Origin of the sequence: Cytobacillus sp. Hm23, assembly GCF_051842895.1 — a bacterium.
Classification (GTDB): domain Bacteria; phylum Bacillota; class Bacilli; order Bacillales; family SM2101; genus Nanhaiella.
The window spans coordinates 23,373-42,270 of sequence record NZ_JBPXRQ010000034.1; the positions used below are offsets into that span (position 1 = coordinate 23,373).

General features: G+C 34.3%; 16 protein-coding genes and 2 tRNA genes. All 18 read left to right on the forward strand.

Annotated features, from left to right (window positions below; all coding sequences use genetic code 11):
- Positions 1-57: 57 nt before the first annotated feature.
- The 18 genes from ACSVDA_RS18250 (at position 58) to tilS (ending at position 18,895) form a co-directional block, all read left to right on the forward strand.
- A complete protein-coding gene (locus ACSVDA_RS18250) occupies positions 58-684 on the forward strand; it encodes a 50S ribosomal protein L25/general stress protein Ctc (protein ID WP_485884956.1) in 627 nt (208 codons plus the stop codon).
- Between the two features lie 294 nt (positions 685-978).
- Complete coding sequence (gene pth, locus ACSVDA_RS18255; protein ID WP_485884958.1) at positions 979-1,536, forward strand: aminoacyl-tRNA hydrolase; 558 nt, start codon at positions 979-981, stop codon at positions 1,534-1,536.
- A 69-nt stretch (positions 1,537-1,605) separates the two neighbouring features.
- On the forward strand, positions 1,606-1,836 hold the full coding sequence (gene fin / locus ACSVDA_RS18260; protein WP_214484080.1) for an anti-sigma-F factor Fin: 231 nt from the start codon (positions 1,606-1,608) through the stop codon (positions 1,834-1,836).
- Positions 1,837-2,232: 396 nt separating this feature from the next.
- Positions 2,233-5,766: a transcription-repair coupling factor gene (gene mfd, locus ACSVDA_RS18265; RefSeq protein WP_485884960.1), complete on the forward strand. Its 3,534-nt coding sequence runs from the start codon at positions 2,233-2,235 to the stop codon at positions 5,764-5,766.
- 183 nt (positions 5,767-5,949) lie between these two features.
- The gene (gene spoVT / locus ACSVDA_RS18270) at positions 5,950-6,486 is read left to right on the forward strand and encodes a stage V sporulation protein T (protein WP_485884962.1); all 537 of its coding nucleotides are present in this window, start codon (positions 5,950-5,952) and stop codon (positions 6,484-6,486) included.
- Between the two features lie 285 nt (positions 6,487-6,771).
- Positions 6,772-8,373 (forward strand): putative polysaccharide biosynthesis protein, encoded by a 1,602-nt coding sequence (locus ACSVDA_RS18275; protein WP_485884964.1) that lies wholly within the window; start codon positions 6,772-6,774, stop codon positions 8,371-8,373.
- Positions 8,373-9,839: a bifunctional methyltransferase/pyrophosphohydrolase YabN gene (yabN, locus tag ACSVDA_RS18280; protein ID WP_485885003.1), complete on the forward strand. Its 1,467-nt coding sequence runs from the start codon at positions 8,373-8,375 to the stop codon at positions 9,837-9,839. The genes ACSVDA_RS18275 and yabN overlap by 1 nt, the downstream gene beginning before the upstream one ends.
- Positions 9,840-9,960: 121 nt before the next feature.
- Positions 9,961-10,221 carry an RNA-binding S4 domain-containing protein gene (locus tag ACSVDA_RS18285; protein ID WP_485884966.1) on the forward strand — a complete coding sequence of 87 codons (261 nt, stop codon included), beginning with the start codon at positions 9,961-9,963 and terminating at the stop codon, positions 10,219-10,221.
- Positions 10,222-10,376: 155 nt separating this feature from the next.
- A complete protein-coding gene (yabP, locus tag ACSVDA_RS18290) occupies positions 10,377-10,682 on the forward strand; it encodes a sporulation protein YabP (RefSeq protein WP_214484075.1) in 306 nt (101 codons plus the stop codon).
- The gene (yabQ, locus tag ACSVDA_RS18295) at positions 10,679-11,329 is read left to right on the forward strand and encodes a spore cortex biosynthesis protein YabQ (RefSeq protein ID WP_485884968.1); all 651 of its coding nucleotides are present in this window, start codon (positions 10,679-10,681) and stop codon (positions 11,327-11,329) included. The genes yabP and yabQ overlap by 4 nt, the downstream gene beginning before the upstream one ends.
- 2 nt (positions 11,330-11,331) lie before the next feature.
- Complete coding sequence (locus ACSVDA_RS18300) at positions 11,332-11,703, forward strand: FtsB family cell division protein (protein ID WP_485884970.1); 372 nt, start codon at positions 11,332-11,334, stop codon at positions 11,701-11,703.
- 89 nt (positions 11,704-11,792) lie between these two features.
- The gene (locus tag ACSVDA_RS18305; RefSeq protein ID WP_214484072.1) at positions 11,793-12,197 is read left to right on the forward strand and encodes a S1 domain-containing RNA-binding protein; all 405 of its coding nucleotides are present in this window, start codon (positions 11,793-11,795) and stop codon (positions 12,195-12,197) included.
- 428 nt (positions 12,198-12,625) lie between these two features.
- Positions 12,626-12,699 (forward strand) — tRNA-Met (locus ACSVDA_RS18310).
- A 30-nt stretch (positions 12,700-12,729) separates the two neighbouring features.
- Positions 12,730-12,801, forward strand: a tRNA-Glu gene (locus tag ACSVDA_RS18315).
- 375 nt (positions 12,802-13,176) lie between these two features.
- Positions 13,177-15,651 (forward strand): stage II sporulation protein E, encoded by a 2,475-nt coding sequence (gene spoIIE / locus ACSVDA_RS18320; protein ID WP_485884972.1) that lies wholly within the window; start codon positions 13,177-13,179, stop codon positions 15,649-15,651.
- 69 nt (positions 15,652-15,720) lie between these two features.
- Complete coding sequence (locus ACSVDA_RS18325; RefSeq protein WP_485884974.1) at positions 15,721-16,458, forward strand: vWA domain-containing protein; 738 nt, start codon at positions 15,721-15,723, stop codon at positions 16,456-16,458.
- Positions 16,427-17,407 (forward strand): protein kinase domain-containing protein, encoded by a 981-nt coding sequence (locus tag ACSVDA_RS18330; protein ID WP_485884976.1) that lies wholly within the window; start codon positions 16,427-16,429, stop codon positions 17,405-17,407. Before ACSVDA_RS18325 ends, ACSVDA_RS18330 begins: the two co-directional genes overlap by 32 nt.
- A 102-nt stretch (positions 17,408-17,509) precedes the next feature.
- Positions 17,510-18,895 (forward strand): tRNA lysidine(34) synthetase TilS, encoded by a 1,386-nt coding sequence (gene tilS, locus ACSVDA_RS18335; protein ID WP_485885005.1) that lies wholly within the window; start codon positions 17,510-17,512, stop codon positions 18,893-18,895.
- Positions 18,896-18,898: the final 3 nt, after the last annotated feature.

Here is an 18,898-nt window from a genome sequence, read left to right on the forward strand (position 1 = left end):
TTTTGGGGAAAGTTACTCATAGAACGAGTATATAAACCAAACGGGTAGGTGAATAGAATGTCATTATTGCAAGCAAATGAGAGGCAAGATTTTAAGCATTCATCAATTAGGAAATTGCGGGAGGAAGGTAAAATTCCTGCAGTTATTTATGGTGAGAATTATGAAAGTAAGGCGATCTTTATTCATGGGGCAGACTTTCTGAAAACGATAAAAGAAGCTGGGCGCAATGGTATTATTACGCTCTCACTTAATAATGATCAACATTCAGTGATGTTGCATGATATTCAAAAAGACCCATTAAAAAGTGACATATTGCATGCGGATTTTCAAGTTGTTAATATGAAGTCAGAAGTAGAGGTTGATGTAAACATTCAACTCATAGGTGATGCAATTGGTGTCAAGGATGGCGGAGTACTCCAACAACCGTTACACCAAGTATCTGTAAGAGCGTTACCTGCTAATATCCCAACTTCCATTGATATAGATGTGTCTAACCTGGAAGTTGGTCAAACGATATCTATTGGTGACATTCAAACAGTAGATAAATTTGACATTAATCATGATATGAGTGCAGTAGTTGCATCAGTTTTACCTCCGAAACAAGAAGATGAAATTAATAGTGGTGAAGAACAAGAAACTGGGCAACCTGATAATGTTGAAGGTAGAGAGACAGATGACGAGTAGGTATGCTTACGCATAAGGTGATTAGCCAAAATTGAGTTGAACTTACTAGAGATTAACAAAACTTTATCTACGTTTTGTCGAAGTTGCTTAACCCCATCCTTCAAAAGCATCGTTGTGCTTTTCGTAGGCATGGGGTTCTAGTGCTTGTTGGATGTGTATGCGCAGCTAGCGAGTTATATAATGTCTAGCTACTACAGCACCTATCCATCCAAGGCAACTTTTAAATTTCATCTGAAGGCAAATCTAGATGAGTCAGGTGTTTGCGTTTTTTATTATACATATGGGGGAATCTTGATGAAATTAATTGTAGGTTTAGGAAACCCTGGTAGAGAATATGCTCTTACAAAACATAATGTAGGATTCATGGTTATTGATCAGTTATCTACACGATTTAATATCGATTTAGATAAATCTAAGTTTTCAGGATTATTTGGAACAGGTATGTTTAACGGTGAAAAAGTAATATTATGTAAACCGCTTACATATATGAATTTATCAGGAGAATGCATTTGGCCTTTAATGGACTATTTTGACATACCTACTGAAGATTTATTGATTATCTACGATGACCTTGATTTGCCAACAGGAAAAATTCGTTTAAGAACAAAAGGCAGTGCTGGTGGACATAATGGGATTAAATCCACAATTAATCATCTTGGCACTCAAGAGTTTAAAAGAGTACGAATAGGAATTGGGAGACCAACGAATGGCATGGCAATTCCAAATTATGTTCTCACAAAATTTATTGATGATGAAATTGAAAAGATAAATGATGCTATAAAGGTTTCAACAGATGTATGTGAAGATTGGATTTCATCACCTTTTTTACAAGTAATGAATAAGTATAATTAATCAATGAAATTGAATAACTTCCTAGTATTGAGTAAATACTATCACTAAAACCAATTGGGAGGATAACAAATGTCACTCCATTATTATTGCAGACATTGTGGTATAAAAGTTGGTAGTATTGAAAGAGTATCACTATATACTGAAAGTTTAGGATTTCAATTACTTTCTGACCAGGAACGTCAAGAGATGTTGTCCTACGAAGATAACGGTGATATCAAAGTGCTAACAATTTGTGAGGATTGTCAAGAAGCATTAAATCGAAATCCAGATTTCCATCTATATGAAACATTTATTCAGTGAGAAGCTTTGGTCTAATACCAAAGTATTTTCCTGTTTAATGTTGATCATTATGTTGTTTTCCTTGATAGCAAATAAACATATATACAAATATATATATAGTTCTTAATATCATTTCTTTTTTTACGGTAACAACGCATACAATTCGATCTAGCTTCTAATAGAAACGTATGCAACAAAGAAGTTTTTTTATTTATTTTGGCTGTTTTCGCATTGAATGTAGTTTTTCGTACTAAGATATAAAGTTCGATGCGTTTTTTCTTCTCATTAACAAATGAAAGTCGCACTAACTTTAGCAATAGCAACAAAGATTTAAAAAAATTCGTAAAAAGTGTAACGCATTTTATATAACTAGAATATTATTAAACCCTGCTAAGTCATTCGAGAGGAGGGGGTTGAATGTTAGGTATACAAGAATATTTCTTATATAATGATGATTTGGCTTCAATTGTAAACGGCATTGATGAGGGGCTTAAAGAGCAGCTAGTCGCTGGATTATCAGGATCAGCTAGATCTTTATTTTTTGCTTCAATCTATAAAGATACAAATCGCCCGTTACTAATAGTGACACATAACCTCTTTCAAGCGCAGAAGATTTATGATGATTTACTAGGGTTGTTAGGTAGTGATCATGTATTTCTATACCCAGTTAATGAAACAATTGCGTCTGAGATAGGAACTGCAAGTCCAGAATTAAAAGGACAGCGTCTAGAGGTTTTGGATTATTGGTGTTCATCAAAAAAAGGTATAGTTATAGCACCTGTTGCTGCTATAAAAAGGTTACTTCCCCCAAAAAAAGTTTGGGATAGCTATCAATTAAATTTCTCAGTAGGAAATGACATAGACATAGATCAATATTTAAATAAAATTGTCTTAATGGGTTACTCTAGAGCATCAATGGTTACAGCACCCGGAGAGTTCAGTGTTAGGGGTGGTATAATTGATATATACCCATTAACTGAAGAGTTTCCAATTAGAATAGAACTTTTTGATACAGAAATAGAGTCAATACGGACATTTGCAATTGATGATCAACGGTCATTGCAAAAGGTAGAAAAAGTAACCATTGGTCCGTCAACTGAAATTCTAATAAGTAAAGATAAAATCGATCACGTAATTAACTCAATAGAAGGTAAACTTGGAGAAAGTTTGAAAAAAACAAAAGACAGTGATGTTAAAAAATTATTAGTGGAAAACATTACTGCTGAAATAGAACAATTAAAAAATGACCAACTTCCGAGTCAAGTATTTAAGTACTTATCTCTTTTCTATGAAAAGCCTGCAAGTCTACTAGACTATGTACCTAATAACGGTCTTATTTTATTTGATGAAATGAGCCGTATCCAAGATATTACTACAACTTTAGATAAAGAAGAAGCTGAATGGTACACGAGCCTACTTTCCGAAGGTAAAATTATTCATGATTTACAGCTGTCTCATCATTTTTCTACTCTTATACAAAAGATAGACAAGCCGATTATTTATTTTTCTTTGTTTTTACGGCATGTTCAGCAAACAAGTCCACAAAATATTGTAAATATTACTTGTAAGCAAATGCAAAGTTTCTTTGGACAAATGCATGTGTTGAAAACTGAATTAGAAAGATGGAAAAAAGGAAATTATACTGTTGTAATCTTGGCTCCGAATGAAGAAAGGCAGAAGAAGATACAACATGTACTTGAAGATTATGATTTGAATTTTGCTACAACTGATAGCAATGACAAAATAATAGCAGGTACAAATCAAATCGTTCTAGGTGATTTAAACACTGGTTTTGATTTGCCTTTACAAAAGCTAGTAGTTATTACTGAAGAAGAATTGTTTAAAAATAGGACGAAAAAAACAAAACCGAGACAGAAGCTATCCAATGCAGAAAGAATTAAGAGCTACTCAGAGTTAAAGGTTGGCGATCATGTTGTTCACATTAACCATGGTATCGGTAAGTATATTGGAATTGAGACGCTAGAAATCAATGGTATACACAAAGATTATCTCCATATTGAGTATCAAGGTAGTGACAAGCTATACGTTCCTGTAGAACAAATAAATCAAGTACAAAAGTACGTTGGATCAGAAGGTAAAGATCCAAAAGTGTATAAGCTTGGTGGAACAGAGTGGAAACGGGTTAAGAAAAAGGTTGAGTCCTCAGTACAAGATATAGCTGATGACTTAATTAAGTTATATGCAGAGCGAGAAGCGAGTAAAGGGTATAATTATAGCCCTGATGGTGATATGCAGCGAGAGTTTGAGTCGGCTTTCCCATATGAAGAAACCGTAGATCAACTACGTTCAATTGGTGAAATTAAGAAAGACATGGAAAAAGAGCGCCCTATGGATCGGTTATTATGTGGTGATGTAGGGTACGGTAAGACAGAAGTAGCAATCAGAGCAGCATTTAAAGCAATTGTTGATGAAAAGCAGGTTGCTATCCTTGTGCCGACAACGATTTTAGCCCAGCAGCATTATGAAACTATTCAAGAACGGTTTCAAGATTATCCAATTAATATAGGTTTACTTAGCCGATTTAGATCTCGTAAGCAACAACTTGAGACAATTAAAGGCTTAAAAGATGGAACAATTGATTTAGTTGTAGGCACTCATCGAGTGTTGTCTAAGGATATTTCATTTCGTGATTTAGGGATGTTAATTATTGATGAAGAGCAACGGTTCGGTGTAACACATAAAGAGAAGATTAAGCAAATGAAAGCTAATATTGATGTATTAACTTTAACAGCAACACCTATTCCTAGAACGTTACATATGTCCATGTTAGGCGTCAGGGATTTGTCTGTAATTGAAACACCACCTGAGAATAGATTCCCAGTGCAAACTTATGTAGTTGAGTATAATGGTGCACTCATTAGAGAGGCCATTGAAAGAGAACTATCTAGAGGTGGCCAAATATACTTTCTTTATAACCGTGTTGAAGATATTGAACGCAAAGCCGAGGAAATCTCAATGCTCGTTCCAGATGCACGAGTTGCGTATGCACATGGAAAAATGACTGAAAACGAGCTGGAATCTGTCATACTTAATTTCTTGGAAGGTGAAATCGATGTCCTTGTTAGTACAACTATCATTGAGACAGGTGTTGATATTCCAAATGTTAATACATTAATTGTATTTGACGCAGATAAAATGGGCTTATCACAATTGTATCAGCTTAGAGGAAGGGTCGGTCGTTCGAATCGTGTAGCTTATTCATATTTTACACATCGTAAAGATAAAGTCTTATCAGAAGTTGCTGAAAAAAGATTGCAAGCAATAAAAGAATTTACAGAGTTAGGCTCTGGTTTTAAAATTGCCATGCGTGACTTGTCAATAAGAGGAGCAGGGAACTTGTTAGGGTCACAACAACATGGATTTATTGACACTGTTGGATTTGATTTATATTCCCAAATGCTGAAAGAAGCAATTGACGCACGAAAAGGAAATGAACCAATTGCTACAGATCCAGATATAGAAATAGACGTAGAAGTTGATGCATATATCCCTGACCAATACGTTTCTGATGGTCGACAAAAAATAGACATGTATAAACGTTTTAGAGCGATTACTACACTAGATGATTTAGAAGATCTTCAAGAGGACATGACAGACCGTTTTGGGGAATACCCAGATGAAGTATCTTATTTATTTCAAATTGCTGAAATTAAAGTTTACGCAATACAACAAAAAATACTATCAATTAAACAAGTGAAACATGAAGTAACAATATTATTTAGTGAAGAGCAAAGTGGTAATGTTGAGGTTCAAAGGTTTGTTCAGCTTACACAACAATATGGGCGATTGATTGGGTTAGGGATGGAAGGAAAACAACTAAAAGTTGTTTTCCACACAAAAGGTATTCCTGCTCAGCAATGGTTAGCATCAATGTACGATTTCCTAAAAAAACTAGCTGACGTTAAGGAAGAACAATTAAAAACTGTATAAAAATGTTTAGCTGTATTAATAATTGGCGATACTGTATGTTTGTTTTTATTTTTAAAATTTATGCTTTCTTTATGTATAGTTCTTTGTTTGAAGAGGATACTAATGTCAACAATGGTGATTTATACATGAACAACACTTTAATCACCATCATTTAATCATCAGATGAAAGTGAGGCATCTTTAGATGAAAGCAACTGGAATTGTTCGTCGAATTGATGATTTAGGCCGAGTGGTAATCCCTAAAGAAATACGGAGGACATTACGAATTAGAGAAGGTGACCCGCTAGAAATTTTTGTTGACCGAGATGGAGAAGTGATTTTAAAAAAATATTCTCCTATCAGCGAATTAGGTAATTTCGCTAAAGAGTATGCAGAGGCTTTATTTGACAGTTTAGGACATAATGTATTAATATGTGATCGAGATGTGTTTATAGCAGTAGCGGGAGGCTCCAAAAAGGACTATATTAATAAAAGTATTAGCAGAATGATTGAGAAATCTATGGAAGATCGTAATACTGTACTTAATACTGAAGAAAAAGAAATAGCCTTTATAAGTGATCAAGAAGAGCAATTGTCATCTTATGCTATAGGTCCAATCATTGCAAATGGAGATCCAATTGGAGCAGTTATAATTTTTTCAAAAGATACAGTGATTGGGGAAGTTGAGCAAAAAGCTGTTGATACAGCAGCAGGTTTTTTAGCAAGGCAAATGGAACAATAAAACAAACAAAAGGCGGCAAACATGCGGCCTTTTCTTATTTATTGATAAATCTTTTCTTCTTTATTGTTATTGTTTTGTAATATAACAATAAAGAAGAAAAGAGGCTATTTAGTTGATGAATTTTTACGCTTTAAAGCCCCTATCCTCCCGAGATCGCTTCTCGTTTAAGTTAAAGTACCTTCTGTGATATGCTCTCGTTGCTCTTCATATATAGCAACAGCGGAAGTAAAGCATGACTTTCTTCAATTTTTTTGAAGGGGTGAGTTGGTGAACATCCATTCCGATTTGCAAAAAAAAATTTTTTTGCAAGGAACAGTTATATTATCTATTGCAGGGATCGTAACTAAGCTACTTAGTGCAGGATATCGGATACCTTTCCAAAATATTGTTGGAGATATCGGGTTTTATATATATCAGCAAATATACCCATTTTACGGAGTATTTTTAACGTTATCAACCTATGGGTATCCAGTTATTATTTCTAAGCTACTGATTATTTCATTTGAACAGCAAGATTATAAAAGAGTTAAAAAAGTTGTTGTGGTCTCCTTTTTATCCTTACTTGTTGCAGGAATCGTTTTTTGTAGTATGTTATATTTTTTTGCAAATAGGATAGCAAGTATCATGGGTGACCCGGAATTAACCATTTTGATTAAAGTTATAGCTTTTTCATTTTTATTAATGCCATTTATCTCGGTATTAAGAGGATATTTTCAAGGACAGAAGAATATGGTTCCAACCGCTGTTTCACAAATGGTTGAACAATTTATTAGAGTAATAACTATTTTAATATTTTCTATACTCCTGGTTTCACATGGATATGGCATGTATGCTACCGGTGCCGGAGCACTTTTCGGATCGATCACAGGTGGATTAACAGCAATTGTAATTTTATTAATATATTATAAGCAAAATAATCTATTACATACAGAACGCCCGTTAATATTTAATAAAAAGGAAAATGCCGAAATAATTAGGGTCTTATTTATACAAGGGGGACTTATTTGTATTAGTGGGATGATCCTTATCCTCGTTCAATTAGTGGATTCGTTTACGCTATACTCATTATTAATCTCAAGTGGTATGGGTGACAATATAGCTAAAGGTGCAAAAGGAGTCTATGATCGTGGATGGCCACTTATTCAATTAGGAACTATTGTATCAACATCAATCTCACTATCTTTAATTCCAATCATTTCTAGTGCATATATCCGTCAAAATATACAATCTATTAAAGAGAAGGTTAATTTATCTATCAGAATTAGCATTGTTGCTGGTGTAGGTGCATCTGTGGGGTTAGCTTTTATTATTGAACCGACAAATATTATGCTCTTTCAAAATAATCAAGGGACAGATGTGTTAAGGATACAAGGTTTTACTATACTCTTTAGTTCACTTATCTTAACAACTTCATCTATTTTTCAAGGTATGAACAATTACATGATTCCCGCAATTAGTGTTGTCGTAGCGTTAATTTTAAAAGGGTTGTTAAATGTTCTACTTGTTCCTATTTTAGGAACAAAGGGTGCTGCATTTGCAACTATCATTTCACTATTGATAACTGTATTATTTCAGTATTATTTATTATATAAGAAATTACGAGGGTCTATATGCAGAATCAAGGATGTTGTCACCATAATAGAAGCAGCTATAGTAATGGGAATAGGTTTATATGTATATATTCAATTTACAAACCTATTGTTGGTATTTATTAATAATCGACTTTTTTCTGTTTTGCAAGCAATTACTGCTGTAATGATCGGTATTATATTATTTCTCTTCGTCATTATTAAAAGACAAGTTTTTACCCAAAGTGAGCTGTCAATCATTCCATATGGAAATAAGCTAGCCTATTTTAATAGAGCAAATAAGAAATTAGGTGATTAATAATGAAGAAAATAACTGTAATGGGTTTAGGAGCTGGCGATTTAGAGCAATTACCTCTAGGAGTTTATCGATTGTTACAAAAGGCTGATCACATTTATATAAGAACAAATGAGCACCCAGTCGTACAGGATCTTATGAAAGAAGGACTACATTTTAATTCTTTTGATAAGGTATATGAAAAATACGATCAATTTGAAGAAGTATACGAAGAGATAGTAAATGTTTTAATTTCAGAAGCGCAGCATAAAGAGATATTATATGCTGTACCTGGTCATCCATTTGTGGCTGAGAGAACAGTTCAACTATTAGTGGACAAGTGTAGTAAGTATGGTATTGAAATTAATATTGCTGGAGGGCAAAGTTTTCTTGATTCAACATTCACATCATTGCAAATTGATCCGATTGAAGGGTTTCAGTTTCTAGATGCAACGTCACTACAAAGGCAACAAATTCAATATAATCAACATATTATTATATGCCAAATGTATGATCAATTTATTGCATCTGAGGTGAAGCTAACACTTATGGAGGATTTGCCTGATGATTATGAAGTAATGATCCTTACAGCTATTGGTAGCGAGGCTGAAGAAGTAAGAAAAGTACCATTATATGAATTGGATCGTCAGTCTACCATAAGTAATTTAACAAGTTTATATGTACCTCCTGTAAATGATGAGAAATTGCTTTATCATACATTTTCTTCATTACGTTCTGTTATCGCAATTCTTCGTGGGCCAGATGGTTGTCCATGGGATAAAAAGCAAACGCATCAATCATTAAAGAAATATATTCTTGAAGAAGCATATGAGCTTGTAGATGCGATTGACAATGATGATGTTTGGAATACAATTGAAGAGCTCGGAGATGTACTTCTACAAGTTATGTTACATGCTCAAATTGGAGATGATGACGGATTATTTAACATTGATGATGTGGTTAGAAGTATAACAGAAAAAATGATTCGACGTCATCCACATGTTTTTGCAGGGGAAAGAGTAGTTGATAGTGATGAAGTAGTCTCTAATTGGGAACAAATTAAGCAAGATGAAAAAAAGGGAATGAAACACTCTTCATCATTACTTGAGGAGGTCCCAAAGAGCTTACCGGGCTTATTAAGAGCTTATAAATACCAAAAAAAAGCAGCTCAGGTGGGGTTTGATTGGGCTGATGTCAGTCCGATGTGGGATAAAGTGAGGGAAGAAATAGAGGAGTTTCAAGTTGAAGCATCCAATCACAACCAAAAGAATATGCTAACCGAGTTTGGTGATATTCTTTTTGCTATTGTAAATATATCTCGTTATTATAAAATTGATCCAGAAGAAGCGATAACAAATGCAAATAATAAATTTTTTAAGCGGTTCCGTTTTATTGAAAACACTGTGAGGGATGAAGGGAAAGAGTTTGAATCCTTATCTTTAGAACAATTAGATGAAATTTGGACATCTGCAAAGAAAAAAGGATTATAATGAGAATACTAGGGCGAATACGCTTACTCTTCATGTAGTTTTGATAACGTGATTTATGTTATAAGCTATCGAACTAAAAAGACAGATGCGAAATATAAGATAGACGAAAGAAGTGAAAAATATGAGACTAGATAAATTTCTTAAAGTTTCTCGTTTAATTAAAAGGAGAACACTAGCAAAAGAGGTTGCAGACAAAGGAAGAATTTCGATAAATGGTATTCAAGCAAAAGCAAGTTCAACTCTTAAAGTTGGGGATGAACTAACGATTCAATTTGGTCAGAAAGTTGTAACGGTCAAGGTAGAAAAACTTGTTGAGACAAGTCGTAAAGAAGAAGCTAATGACTTATACACGATTGTTAAAGAAGAGAAAAAAGAGGCGTAAACCTTAAAAATTTACCGTTGCCTAACTTAATGAACATACGTTGAGCAACTGGTTGCTAAGTTTTATAGGCTTGTTCTAAAATGATTGTCCCGAACATACATTGATATAAATGTTTGCTATGAAGCATGTCTTCAGCATAAAAGCGAGGGATGATCATGGATCAATATTATGAAGGTAGCTCAAATCAAAAAGGAACGATTAAAGAGCACGACTTAGTAATGAGAGGACGCAGAATTCTTGACATAACAGGTGTCAAACAGGTTGAAAGCTTTGATAATGAAGAATTTTTGTTAGAAACTGTGATGGGATTTTTAGCTGTTCGTGGCCAAAACCTACAAATGAAAAACCTAGATGTTGATAAAGGAATTGTCTCAATTAAAGGGAAAATATTCGATATTGTATATTTAGATGAACAATATGGGGAGAAGGCTAAAGGTTTTTTTAGCAAGTTGTTCAAATGAGTTTAACGACTCAATTTTATACAATGATGTCTATGATTGGTATTGGGAGCTTTTTAGGAGCAGCTCTCGATACTTATGGACGCTTTTTACAGCGGTCATACCGAGCAACGTGGTTAGTTTTTATAAATGATATTATGTTTTGGTGTATGCAAGGCTTTATTATATTTTATGTTTTGTTACTCGTTAATGAAGGAGAACTTAGGTTTTATATCTTTATAGCTATTTTATGTGGTTATGCTGCCTATCGTAGTCTTTTTCAATCGTTATTTTTAAGCTTGCTGGAATTTATAATAAAATTAGTAATTTCGACATATCAAATTGTAAAAAAGCTCGTTCACTATATTATCATAAAACCAATTCAATTATTGTATCATTTTATTGCTATACTGGTTATAGGGATTTTAAACATATGCTATACGACTATCCGTTTTCTGGTAAAAGTACTTATTAATTTTGCACAACTATTGTTTATACCAGTGAACAAGCTAGTTAAGCTTGTGTTTCAACTACTCCCTAGCTCTTGGAGAAACTTTTGTGTAGTTTTTTTAAAAAAACTTGCAGGATATTTTAAAAAAATAAAGAATGTACAACATATCATAATAAAATGGTGGAAATCAATCCTAAGTTTTTTAAGGAGGAAGTTTTAGAGATGAGTGCGTTACGAAAGCAGAAGAAAGTTATAGAGCTGCAAACGACATACTCTAGTCAGCATGAGAAAAATCAACAGGTATTAACTAATAAGCGTCGTGGTTTAATGAGACGGTTAGCTGCTTTGGCATGTCTAGCTGTAGTTACCGCCTTTTTTATTAGTTCTACACTCATCTCTCAATCGAAAATAATTGCAGAAAAGGAAGTTGAGAAACAAAAACTTGAATATGAGTTAGCTGATTTAGAAAAAGAGCAATTGTATTTGGAAGGTGAAATTGTTAAGCTTAACGATGATGAGTATATAGGAAAAATTGCTCGAAGAGATTTTTTTCTATCTCAAGAAGGTGAAGTTTTATTTAATACATCTGAGTGAAGTTGATTAGTCTTGTTGACACTCAATTTTCAAATTATGTATAATAAAAAAAATGATTTTTTTATTTTTTAAGGAGGAACACTTTTTTTATGTCGATTGAAGTAGGCAGCAAGTTACAAGGGAAAGTAACAGGTATTACAAATTTTGGTGCGTTCGTGGAGCTGCCAGAAGGCTCAACAGGTTTAGTACACATAAGCGAAGTTGCTGACAATTATGTGAAAGATATTAATGAACATCTAAAGGTTGGCGACGAAGTTGAAGTAAAGGTAATAAATGTTGAGAAAGATGGTAAAATTGGCTTATCAATTAAAAAAGCAAAGGAGTCACCGCGACCTCCTCGTAAAGGCAGTAATCGCCCTCCAAGGGATTTCCGTCCTAAAGAGAATTTTGAGCAGAAGATGGCTCGTTTCCTAAAAGAAAGTGAAGATCGTTTATCATCTTTAAAACGGAACACAGAGTCAAAACGAGGTGGACGAGGAGCACGAAGAGGATAACTTGCTGCTGATCATTTTATAGTGCGTGTTCAAAAAGGATATAGAAGAACTATTTCACTGAGAACTATTAAAGATACTATGTTTCGACTTGTTAACGCAGAAACATACGATACGTATGTGTCCCGCAAAATGGTGGAAAACCTAATAACAATCGCAAGTAGTATCTTATTCAAGTTTAAACAGTCATTTCTTCTTACTTTTTGAGCAGCCTCTTATAGATAGTCTGGCAGGTAACATGTATATCAAGCACCCACGGGTGCTTTTTTATTAGCTCTCTTCGTAAATTCTATTGTTATTGTATTTGACTCTTTAATTTCTAGCTGAAGTCATTTGTAAATTTTTAATAAATGATATGAAATTAGTTTTTAATGTAATTAAGGTATTGACTAAAATGTTATTCCTTAGTATCATATTCTTTGTCGTATTATGGCGGTGTAGCTCAGCTGGCTAGAGCGTACGGTTCATACCCGTGAGGTCGGGGGTTCGATCCCCTCCGCCGCTATTTAAAAAGTGTCATTTTATCATTTCTTTTGGCCCGTTGGTCAAGTGGTTAAGACACCGCCCTTTCACGGCGGTAACACGGGTTCGAATCCCGTACGGGTCATCGTAAAAGTCAGTTCTTAATGAACTGGCTTTTTTTATTAGGTTATTTGAGTCAACTTTGTCGTATAAAGTTGAGGTGATTGGCTACTTTAAAGAGCCGGGGTGCGATCAGCTCTAGTTGTATTGTATTCAATAAAAAAACATATCTAATTTACCGTTCGAGAGATAATGACGGAATAAATTATCTGAATATTCGATATTATTATTGTTGGTTTGTGAAAAATAGGATTAAATTCTTCAGATTATGTATGCTTATTGTATGTTATTAAGAATTGAGTCGAACACTTTTTTATATCTCCATGTTGTTTTGACAAAAAATATTATGGCTTAGAAGTATAATAACAATCAACTATAAAAAGTTGGGGAGTGAATAAATATGGAAAAGACTGAACGGAATGTCATTGAACCTATTACGAACGTGAATTTTAAAAGTACAAAGCTATCGTTAGACAGCTGGATTCAAAAGAACAAGCAAAAACTATTAAAAATAATAATTAACAGAGGGGTTCTTATTGTTTTTATTGGCTTTTTACTTGGACGAGCATTAATATTAGCAGAAGTTACACCATTCGCATTACCTTTTTTTGCTGCCGTTTATGTCATTCAAAAAAATAGAATCTGGTTAGCCATGCTGGCGTTGCTTGTTGGTGGTATAAGTTTATCCTTTCAAACTTCCATATTCATTCTTGCATCAATAGTATTATTTCTATTTTTAAATAGCATAACGAGAAGGTTTAGCAAAGATACACTAAAAGTAGTTCCATTCCTCGTGTTCTTATCCTTATGTATGTCCAAGCTCTCAATCTTGTATTTTATAAACAACGAAATTGATCTGTATAATTTGATGTTGGTTGGTGTTGAGTCAGGTCTAGGTTTTATACTAACGCTAATATTCCTACAAAGTGTTACGTTAGTTGCATTTCGGAAACGAAAACAAACTTTAAAAACAGAAGAAATTATTTCCTTAATTATATTATTGGCTTCTATTATGACAGGTTTGATTGGTTGGTCCATTTATGACTTGTCAATTGAATATATTGCTTCAAGGTATTTTGTTCTCCTACTTGCTTGTGCTGCAGGTGCCACGATTGGAACGACAGTAGGTGTGGTTACCGGGTTAATATTAAGCCTTGCAAATATCGGAAGTCTATTTCAGATGAGTTTGCTTGCATTTTCTGGATTACTTGGAGGTTTACTAAAAGATGGCCGGAAAATAGGCGTATCAGTTGGACTTCTCATTGGTACTCTTTTATTAGGAATGTATAATGACGCTAATCAGCTTCAATTAAGTGTTATTGAATCGTTATTAGCCATTTTTATATTTCTATTAACTCCTCAATCATTCATTTCGCAAATCGCAAAATATATACCAGGAACAATTGAAAATATGTCTGAGCAACAACAGTATTTACAAAAAGTAAGAGATGTCACGGCAAGTCGTGTATCCCAATTTTCATCAGTTTTTCAAGCTTTATCTAGTAGTTTCGAAAATTACAATCAATCTGCTAATCATATGGATGAGGACGTTGAAATTGATTATGTTTTAAGTAATGTCACAATGAGGACATGCCAATTATGCTATAAAAAAGATCAATGTTGGACGAACAATCTTAATAAAACATATGATTATATGAAGAATATTATGCATGAATATGAGCAATCCACATTGGAAGAGAATTATCATCTACAGCGTGAGTGGAATAAGCATTGTATAAAACCAGATAAGGTTATAAATGTAATTAAGGATGAGTTGACATTACATTACGCCAATCAGAAGTTGAAAGAACAAATTCGAGAGAGTAGGAAGCTGGTTGCTGAACAGTTGTTAGGCGTATCCCAGGTGATGGGGGACTTTGCTAACGAGATTAAACGGGAAAGAGATAACCATCATGTACAGGAGGAGCAAATATTAGATGCTGTGCAAGGTTTCGGGGTTGAGATAGGGCATGTCGAAATTTATTGTTTAGAACAAGGAAATATTGACATAGAAATGAGCATTCCATTTTGCAATGGCCGAGGGGAGAGCGAGAAGTTAATTGCACCTATGCTTTCTGATATTTTACAGGAGACGATCATTGTTACAAAGGAGGAATGTGCAGCATATCCTAATGGCTATTGCCAAGCGACATTTGGATCAGCAAAGACATACAAAGTTGATACAGGTGTTGCTCATGCAGCAAAAGGTGGAGGATTAATATCCGGTGATAGTTACTCAACGATTGAATTAGGGGCAGGGAAATATGCAATTGCGATTAGTGATGGAATGGGAAATGGCCAGAGAGCACACCATGAAAGTAATGAGACTCTGGAGTTGTTACAAAAAATTCTAAAATCGGGCATAGAAGAAAAGGTAGCGATTAAATCGGTAAACTCTGTTCTTTCTTTAAGAACAACTGATGAGATATTCTCAACCCTCGACCTAGTCATGATTGATTTGCAAGACGCGAGTGCTAAATTTTTGAAAATCGGGTCATCACCTAGCTTTATTAAGAGAGGAGAGAAAGTTATTAGTATTTGTGCTAGTAACTTACCTATGGGAATTATTCAAGACTTTGAGGTAGATGTTGTTAGTGAGCAATTGAAAGCAGGGGATCTATTAATTATGATGAGTGACGGAATTTTTGAAGGTCCCAAGCATGTAGAAAATTACGATATTTGGATGAAGCGAAAAATAAAAGATTTACAAACGAAAGATCCTCAACATGTCGCAGATTTAATTATGGAGGAAGTGATCCGTACTCGTTCAGGAAACATTGACGATGATATGACAATCGTAGTAGCAAAGGTTGATCATAACACTCCTAAATGGGCTGCAATACCTGCTCATATGTATGAAAAAAAAGCGCAGTAAAGAGTACGAAGTATAAAAACTTTTTATTCAGTCGAAGATGGTAATAACCATTTGAGGAGGGAATAAAAGGTGGATAAAGGTACATTAAAACAAATATTACTCATAACTGATGGGTGCTCAAATCATGGAGAAGATCCTGTGGCTATGGCAACACTTGCTAAAGAGCAGGGAGTGACAGTTAACGTTATTGGCGTGATGGAAGAGGATAAAATAGAAAATCGTGGATTAGCGGAAATAGAAGGTATTTCAATGGCAGGAGGAGGAGTTAGCGAGGTTGTCTATACTAAGCAATTGTCACAAACTGTACAAATGGTAACTAGAAAAGCAATGACACAAACATTACAAGGAGTGGTAAATAAAGAATTACAGCACATACTTGGTTCAGGAACTTCAATGGAGGACTTATCACCTGAAAAACGTGGAGAAGTGATGGAAGTGGTTGATGAGCTAGGGGAAACTGCTGAGTTAGAAGTTCTTATTCTTGTAGATACGAGCGCTAGTATGAAGCATAAATTACCAACTGTGAAAGAAGCGTTGTTGGATTTGTCGATTAGTTTAAATGCGCGTATTGGCTCGAATCGGTTTTCAGTGTTATCATTTCCAGGCAAAAAGAAAGATGTCGAGAAAGTCCTGGATTGGAATCCACATCTAGATTCATTAACTAAAATATTTCCTAAGTTAACATCAGGAGGGATGACCCCTACAGGGCCTGCCATTAGAGAGGCATTGACTTATTTTAAAAAGAAACGATCGTTAAGGAGCTTGATTTCTCGAGATGAACAATATTTCGAAGAAACAGGCATGTAGTGTACCAGTTGGGACGGTAATTGTCGGTAAGTGGCATAAAAATAAATATAAGATTAAAAGTTTACTTGGTAAAGGTGCTACGGGATCAGTTTATTTATCAGAAAGTCCTACCGGTCTAGTCGCTGTTAAGATTAGTGATAGTAGCATGTCAATATCGTCAGAAGTTAATGTACTTAAACATTTTTTGAGGGTCCGGAGGTCATACTTGGGACCTTCTTTGCTAGATGTTGACGATTGGGAGCGTCGTGGCTTTGACTCTCCTACGGCTTTTTATGTAATGGAATATATAAAAGGAGAGGCATTATTACAATTTATAAAGAGGCGTGGTAATGAATGGATTGGCATATTATGTTTACAATTATTAGCTGAACTTGACATACTTCATCGTGAAGGGTGGGTCTTTGGTGATCTAAAGCCAGATAACCTATTAGTGACAGCTCCTCCTCCGAAAATACGGTTACTAGATGTGGGGGGAACGACATTAATAGGGAGATCAATAAAAGAATTTACTGAGTTTTTTGACCGTGGTTATTGGGGAAAGGGTTCTAGAAAAGCTGAACCATCTTATGATTTATTTGCAGTAGCGATGATCATTATAAATATAGCCTATCCAAATAGATTTTCTAGAAGTAGGAATGGAGGAGATGAACTTAAGAATGCTATAAAATCAAATGTATTATTAAGGAAGTATTCAACTGTTTTAGAAAATGCAATAGAAGGGAAATATAGTAGTGCATCTAATATGAGAAAAGACCTATTACTCGTAATGAATCAACAATATGTTTCCAATAAGCAAACTACGACCAATCAGTCAATTAAGAGTAGCTCTATAAGTAATAGAAGGAAAGGCGGAAAAAGGAGTAAGAAAAAGAGCTTTTTAGAGTTTACATTATTATTTCTAGTAATAATTGTTGTCTATTGGCTATACATATATAGTCAGTTATTATGAATTTGAGTTGCTAGCCATCTTTTTTGCAGAAACTTAGATAATCATGTACGATAGGGGGACAAGATTCTGTAGAACGATGAGTAGTAGAGGGTTGAATTGCAGATGATAAATAAGCTAAATGATTTTATTAAACGTCATGAGTTAATTACAGAAAATTCAACGATCATTGTAGGTGTATCTGGAGGGCCTGATTCCTTAGCACTTCTTCACTTGCTTATTGGTTTGAAAAGGAGCTTCGGTTTAAAGTTAGTTGTAGCTCATGTAGATCATATGTTTCGTGGTAAGCAATCAGAGAATGAGATGCGATTTGTTGAACAGCATTGTAGCTCATTAGGGATTATTTGTGAAGCAACACAAATAAATGTGAGTGAATATAAACAAAAAAAGAAAATAAGTACCCAAGTAGCTGCGAGAGAATGCAGGTATCGTTTTTTTTCGTCAATGATGAAAAAATATGAAGCTCAATATTTAGCTCTTGGTCATCATGGAGATGATCAAATTGAGACAGTTTTAATGAAGCTCGTTAGAGGAAGTACAGGGTTAGGTTATGCAGGGATTCCTGTAAAGAGACCGTTTAGTATCGGTCATATTATACGCCCCCTATTAAGTTTAAGTAGAGAAGAAATTGAGCATTATTGTCAAAGCATTGGGTTAGAGCCCCGTCGAGATCCAAGTAACGAAAAGGATGATTACACCCGCAATCGAATTCGACATCATGTGCTTCCTTATTTAAAACGAGAAAATGAACGAGTGCATGAAAGAGTTCAACAATTTAGTGAGATGATGATAGAGGATCAAAATTATTTAAAGGAATTAACAGAAAATGAATTGAATAAAGTAGTGAAGAAGAAAGACAATACTATTATTATTAGTAGAGAGTCTTATCTTAAGTTACCTATTCCTTTACAAAGGAGAGGGATTCAACTAATATTAAAATATCTTTATCAGGAGGTTCCACCATCTCTTTCCTCAATACATATTAACGACTTTCTAGCAGCTCTGAATAATGATCATCCATCAGGAACATTACATTATCCAATGGGTTTGAAAGTTGTTAAATCCTATGATGATTTTATCTTTACATATGATGAAAGAGCAATAAAAGCATATAATTACGTTCATGAAGTTCCTAGTCAAATTGAATTGCCTAATGGTGACCTAATTTTTAGTGAAATCATAGAGCAATTACCGAATAGGGTAAATGGGAACCATTCTATTGTCTTAGACATAAACAGTGTCGAGTTACCGCTAGTTATTCGTACGAGGAAACCTGGCGATAAGATGACATTAAAAGGATCTGATGGGACAAAAAAGATTAAAGATATTTTTATTGATCAAAAAATCCCTTTATATGAAAGGGATGAGTGGCCTGTTGTTGAGGATAGATATGGAAGAATCATTTGGTTACCTGGCTTAAAAAAGTCTTCTTTTGAGACTGAACTTAATGGAAATAAACAATATATTTTATTACAGTTTAAGAAGCATTGATCT

Coding starts and splice junctions, on each gene's coding strand:
- ACSVDA_RS18250 (WP_485884956.1), top strand. CDS start 58: ATGTCATTATTGCAAGCAAATGAGAGGCAAGATTTTAAGCATTCATCA.
- pth (WP_485884958.1), top strand. CDS start 979: ATGAAATTAATTGTAGGTTTAGGAAACCCTGGTAGAGAATATGCTCTT.
- fin (WP_214484080.1), top strand. CDS start 1,606: ATGTCACTCCATTATTATTGCAGACATTGTGGTATAAAAGTTGGTAGT.
- mfd (WP_485884960.1), top strand. CDS start 2,233: ATGTTAGGTATACAAGAATATTTCTTATATAATGATGATTTGGCTTCA.
- spoVT (WP_485884962.1), top strand. CDS start 5,950: ATGAAAGCAACTGGAATTGTTCGTCGAATTGATGATTTAGGCCGAGTG.
- ACSVDA_RS18285 (WP_485884966.1), top strand. CDS start 9,961: ATGAGACTAGATAAATTTCTTAAAGTTTCTCGTTTAATTAAAAGGAGA.
- yabP (WP_214484075.1), top strand. CDS start 10,377: ATGGATCAATATTATGAAGGTAGCTCAAATCAAAAAGGAACGATTAAA.
- yabQ (WP_485884968.1), top strand. CDS start 10,679: ATGAGTTTAACGACTCAATTTTATACAATGATGTCTATGATTGGTATT.
- ACSVDA_RS18300 (WP_485884970.1), top strand. CDS start 11,332: ATGAGTGCGTTACGAAAGCAGAAGAAAGTTATAGAGCTGCAAACGACA.
- ACSVDA_RS18305 (WP_214484072.1), top strand. CDS start 11,793: ATGTCGATTGAAGTAGGCAGCAAGTTACAAGGGAAAGTAACAGGTATT.
- spoIIE (WP_485884972.1), top strand. CDS start 13,177: ATGGAAAAGACTGAACGGAATGTCATTGAACCTATTACGAACGTGAAT.
- ACSVDA_RS18330 (WP_485884976.1), top strand. CDS start 16,427: ATGAACAATATTTCGAAGAAACAGGCATGTAGTGTACCAGTTGGGACG.
- tilS (WP_485885005.1), top strand. CDS start 17,510: ATGATAAATAAGCTAAATGATTTTATTAAACGTCATGAGTTAATTACA.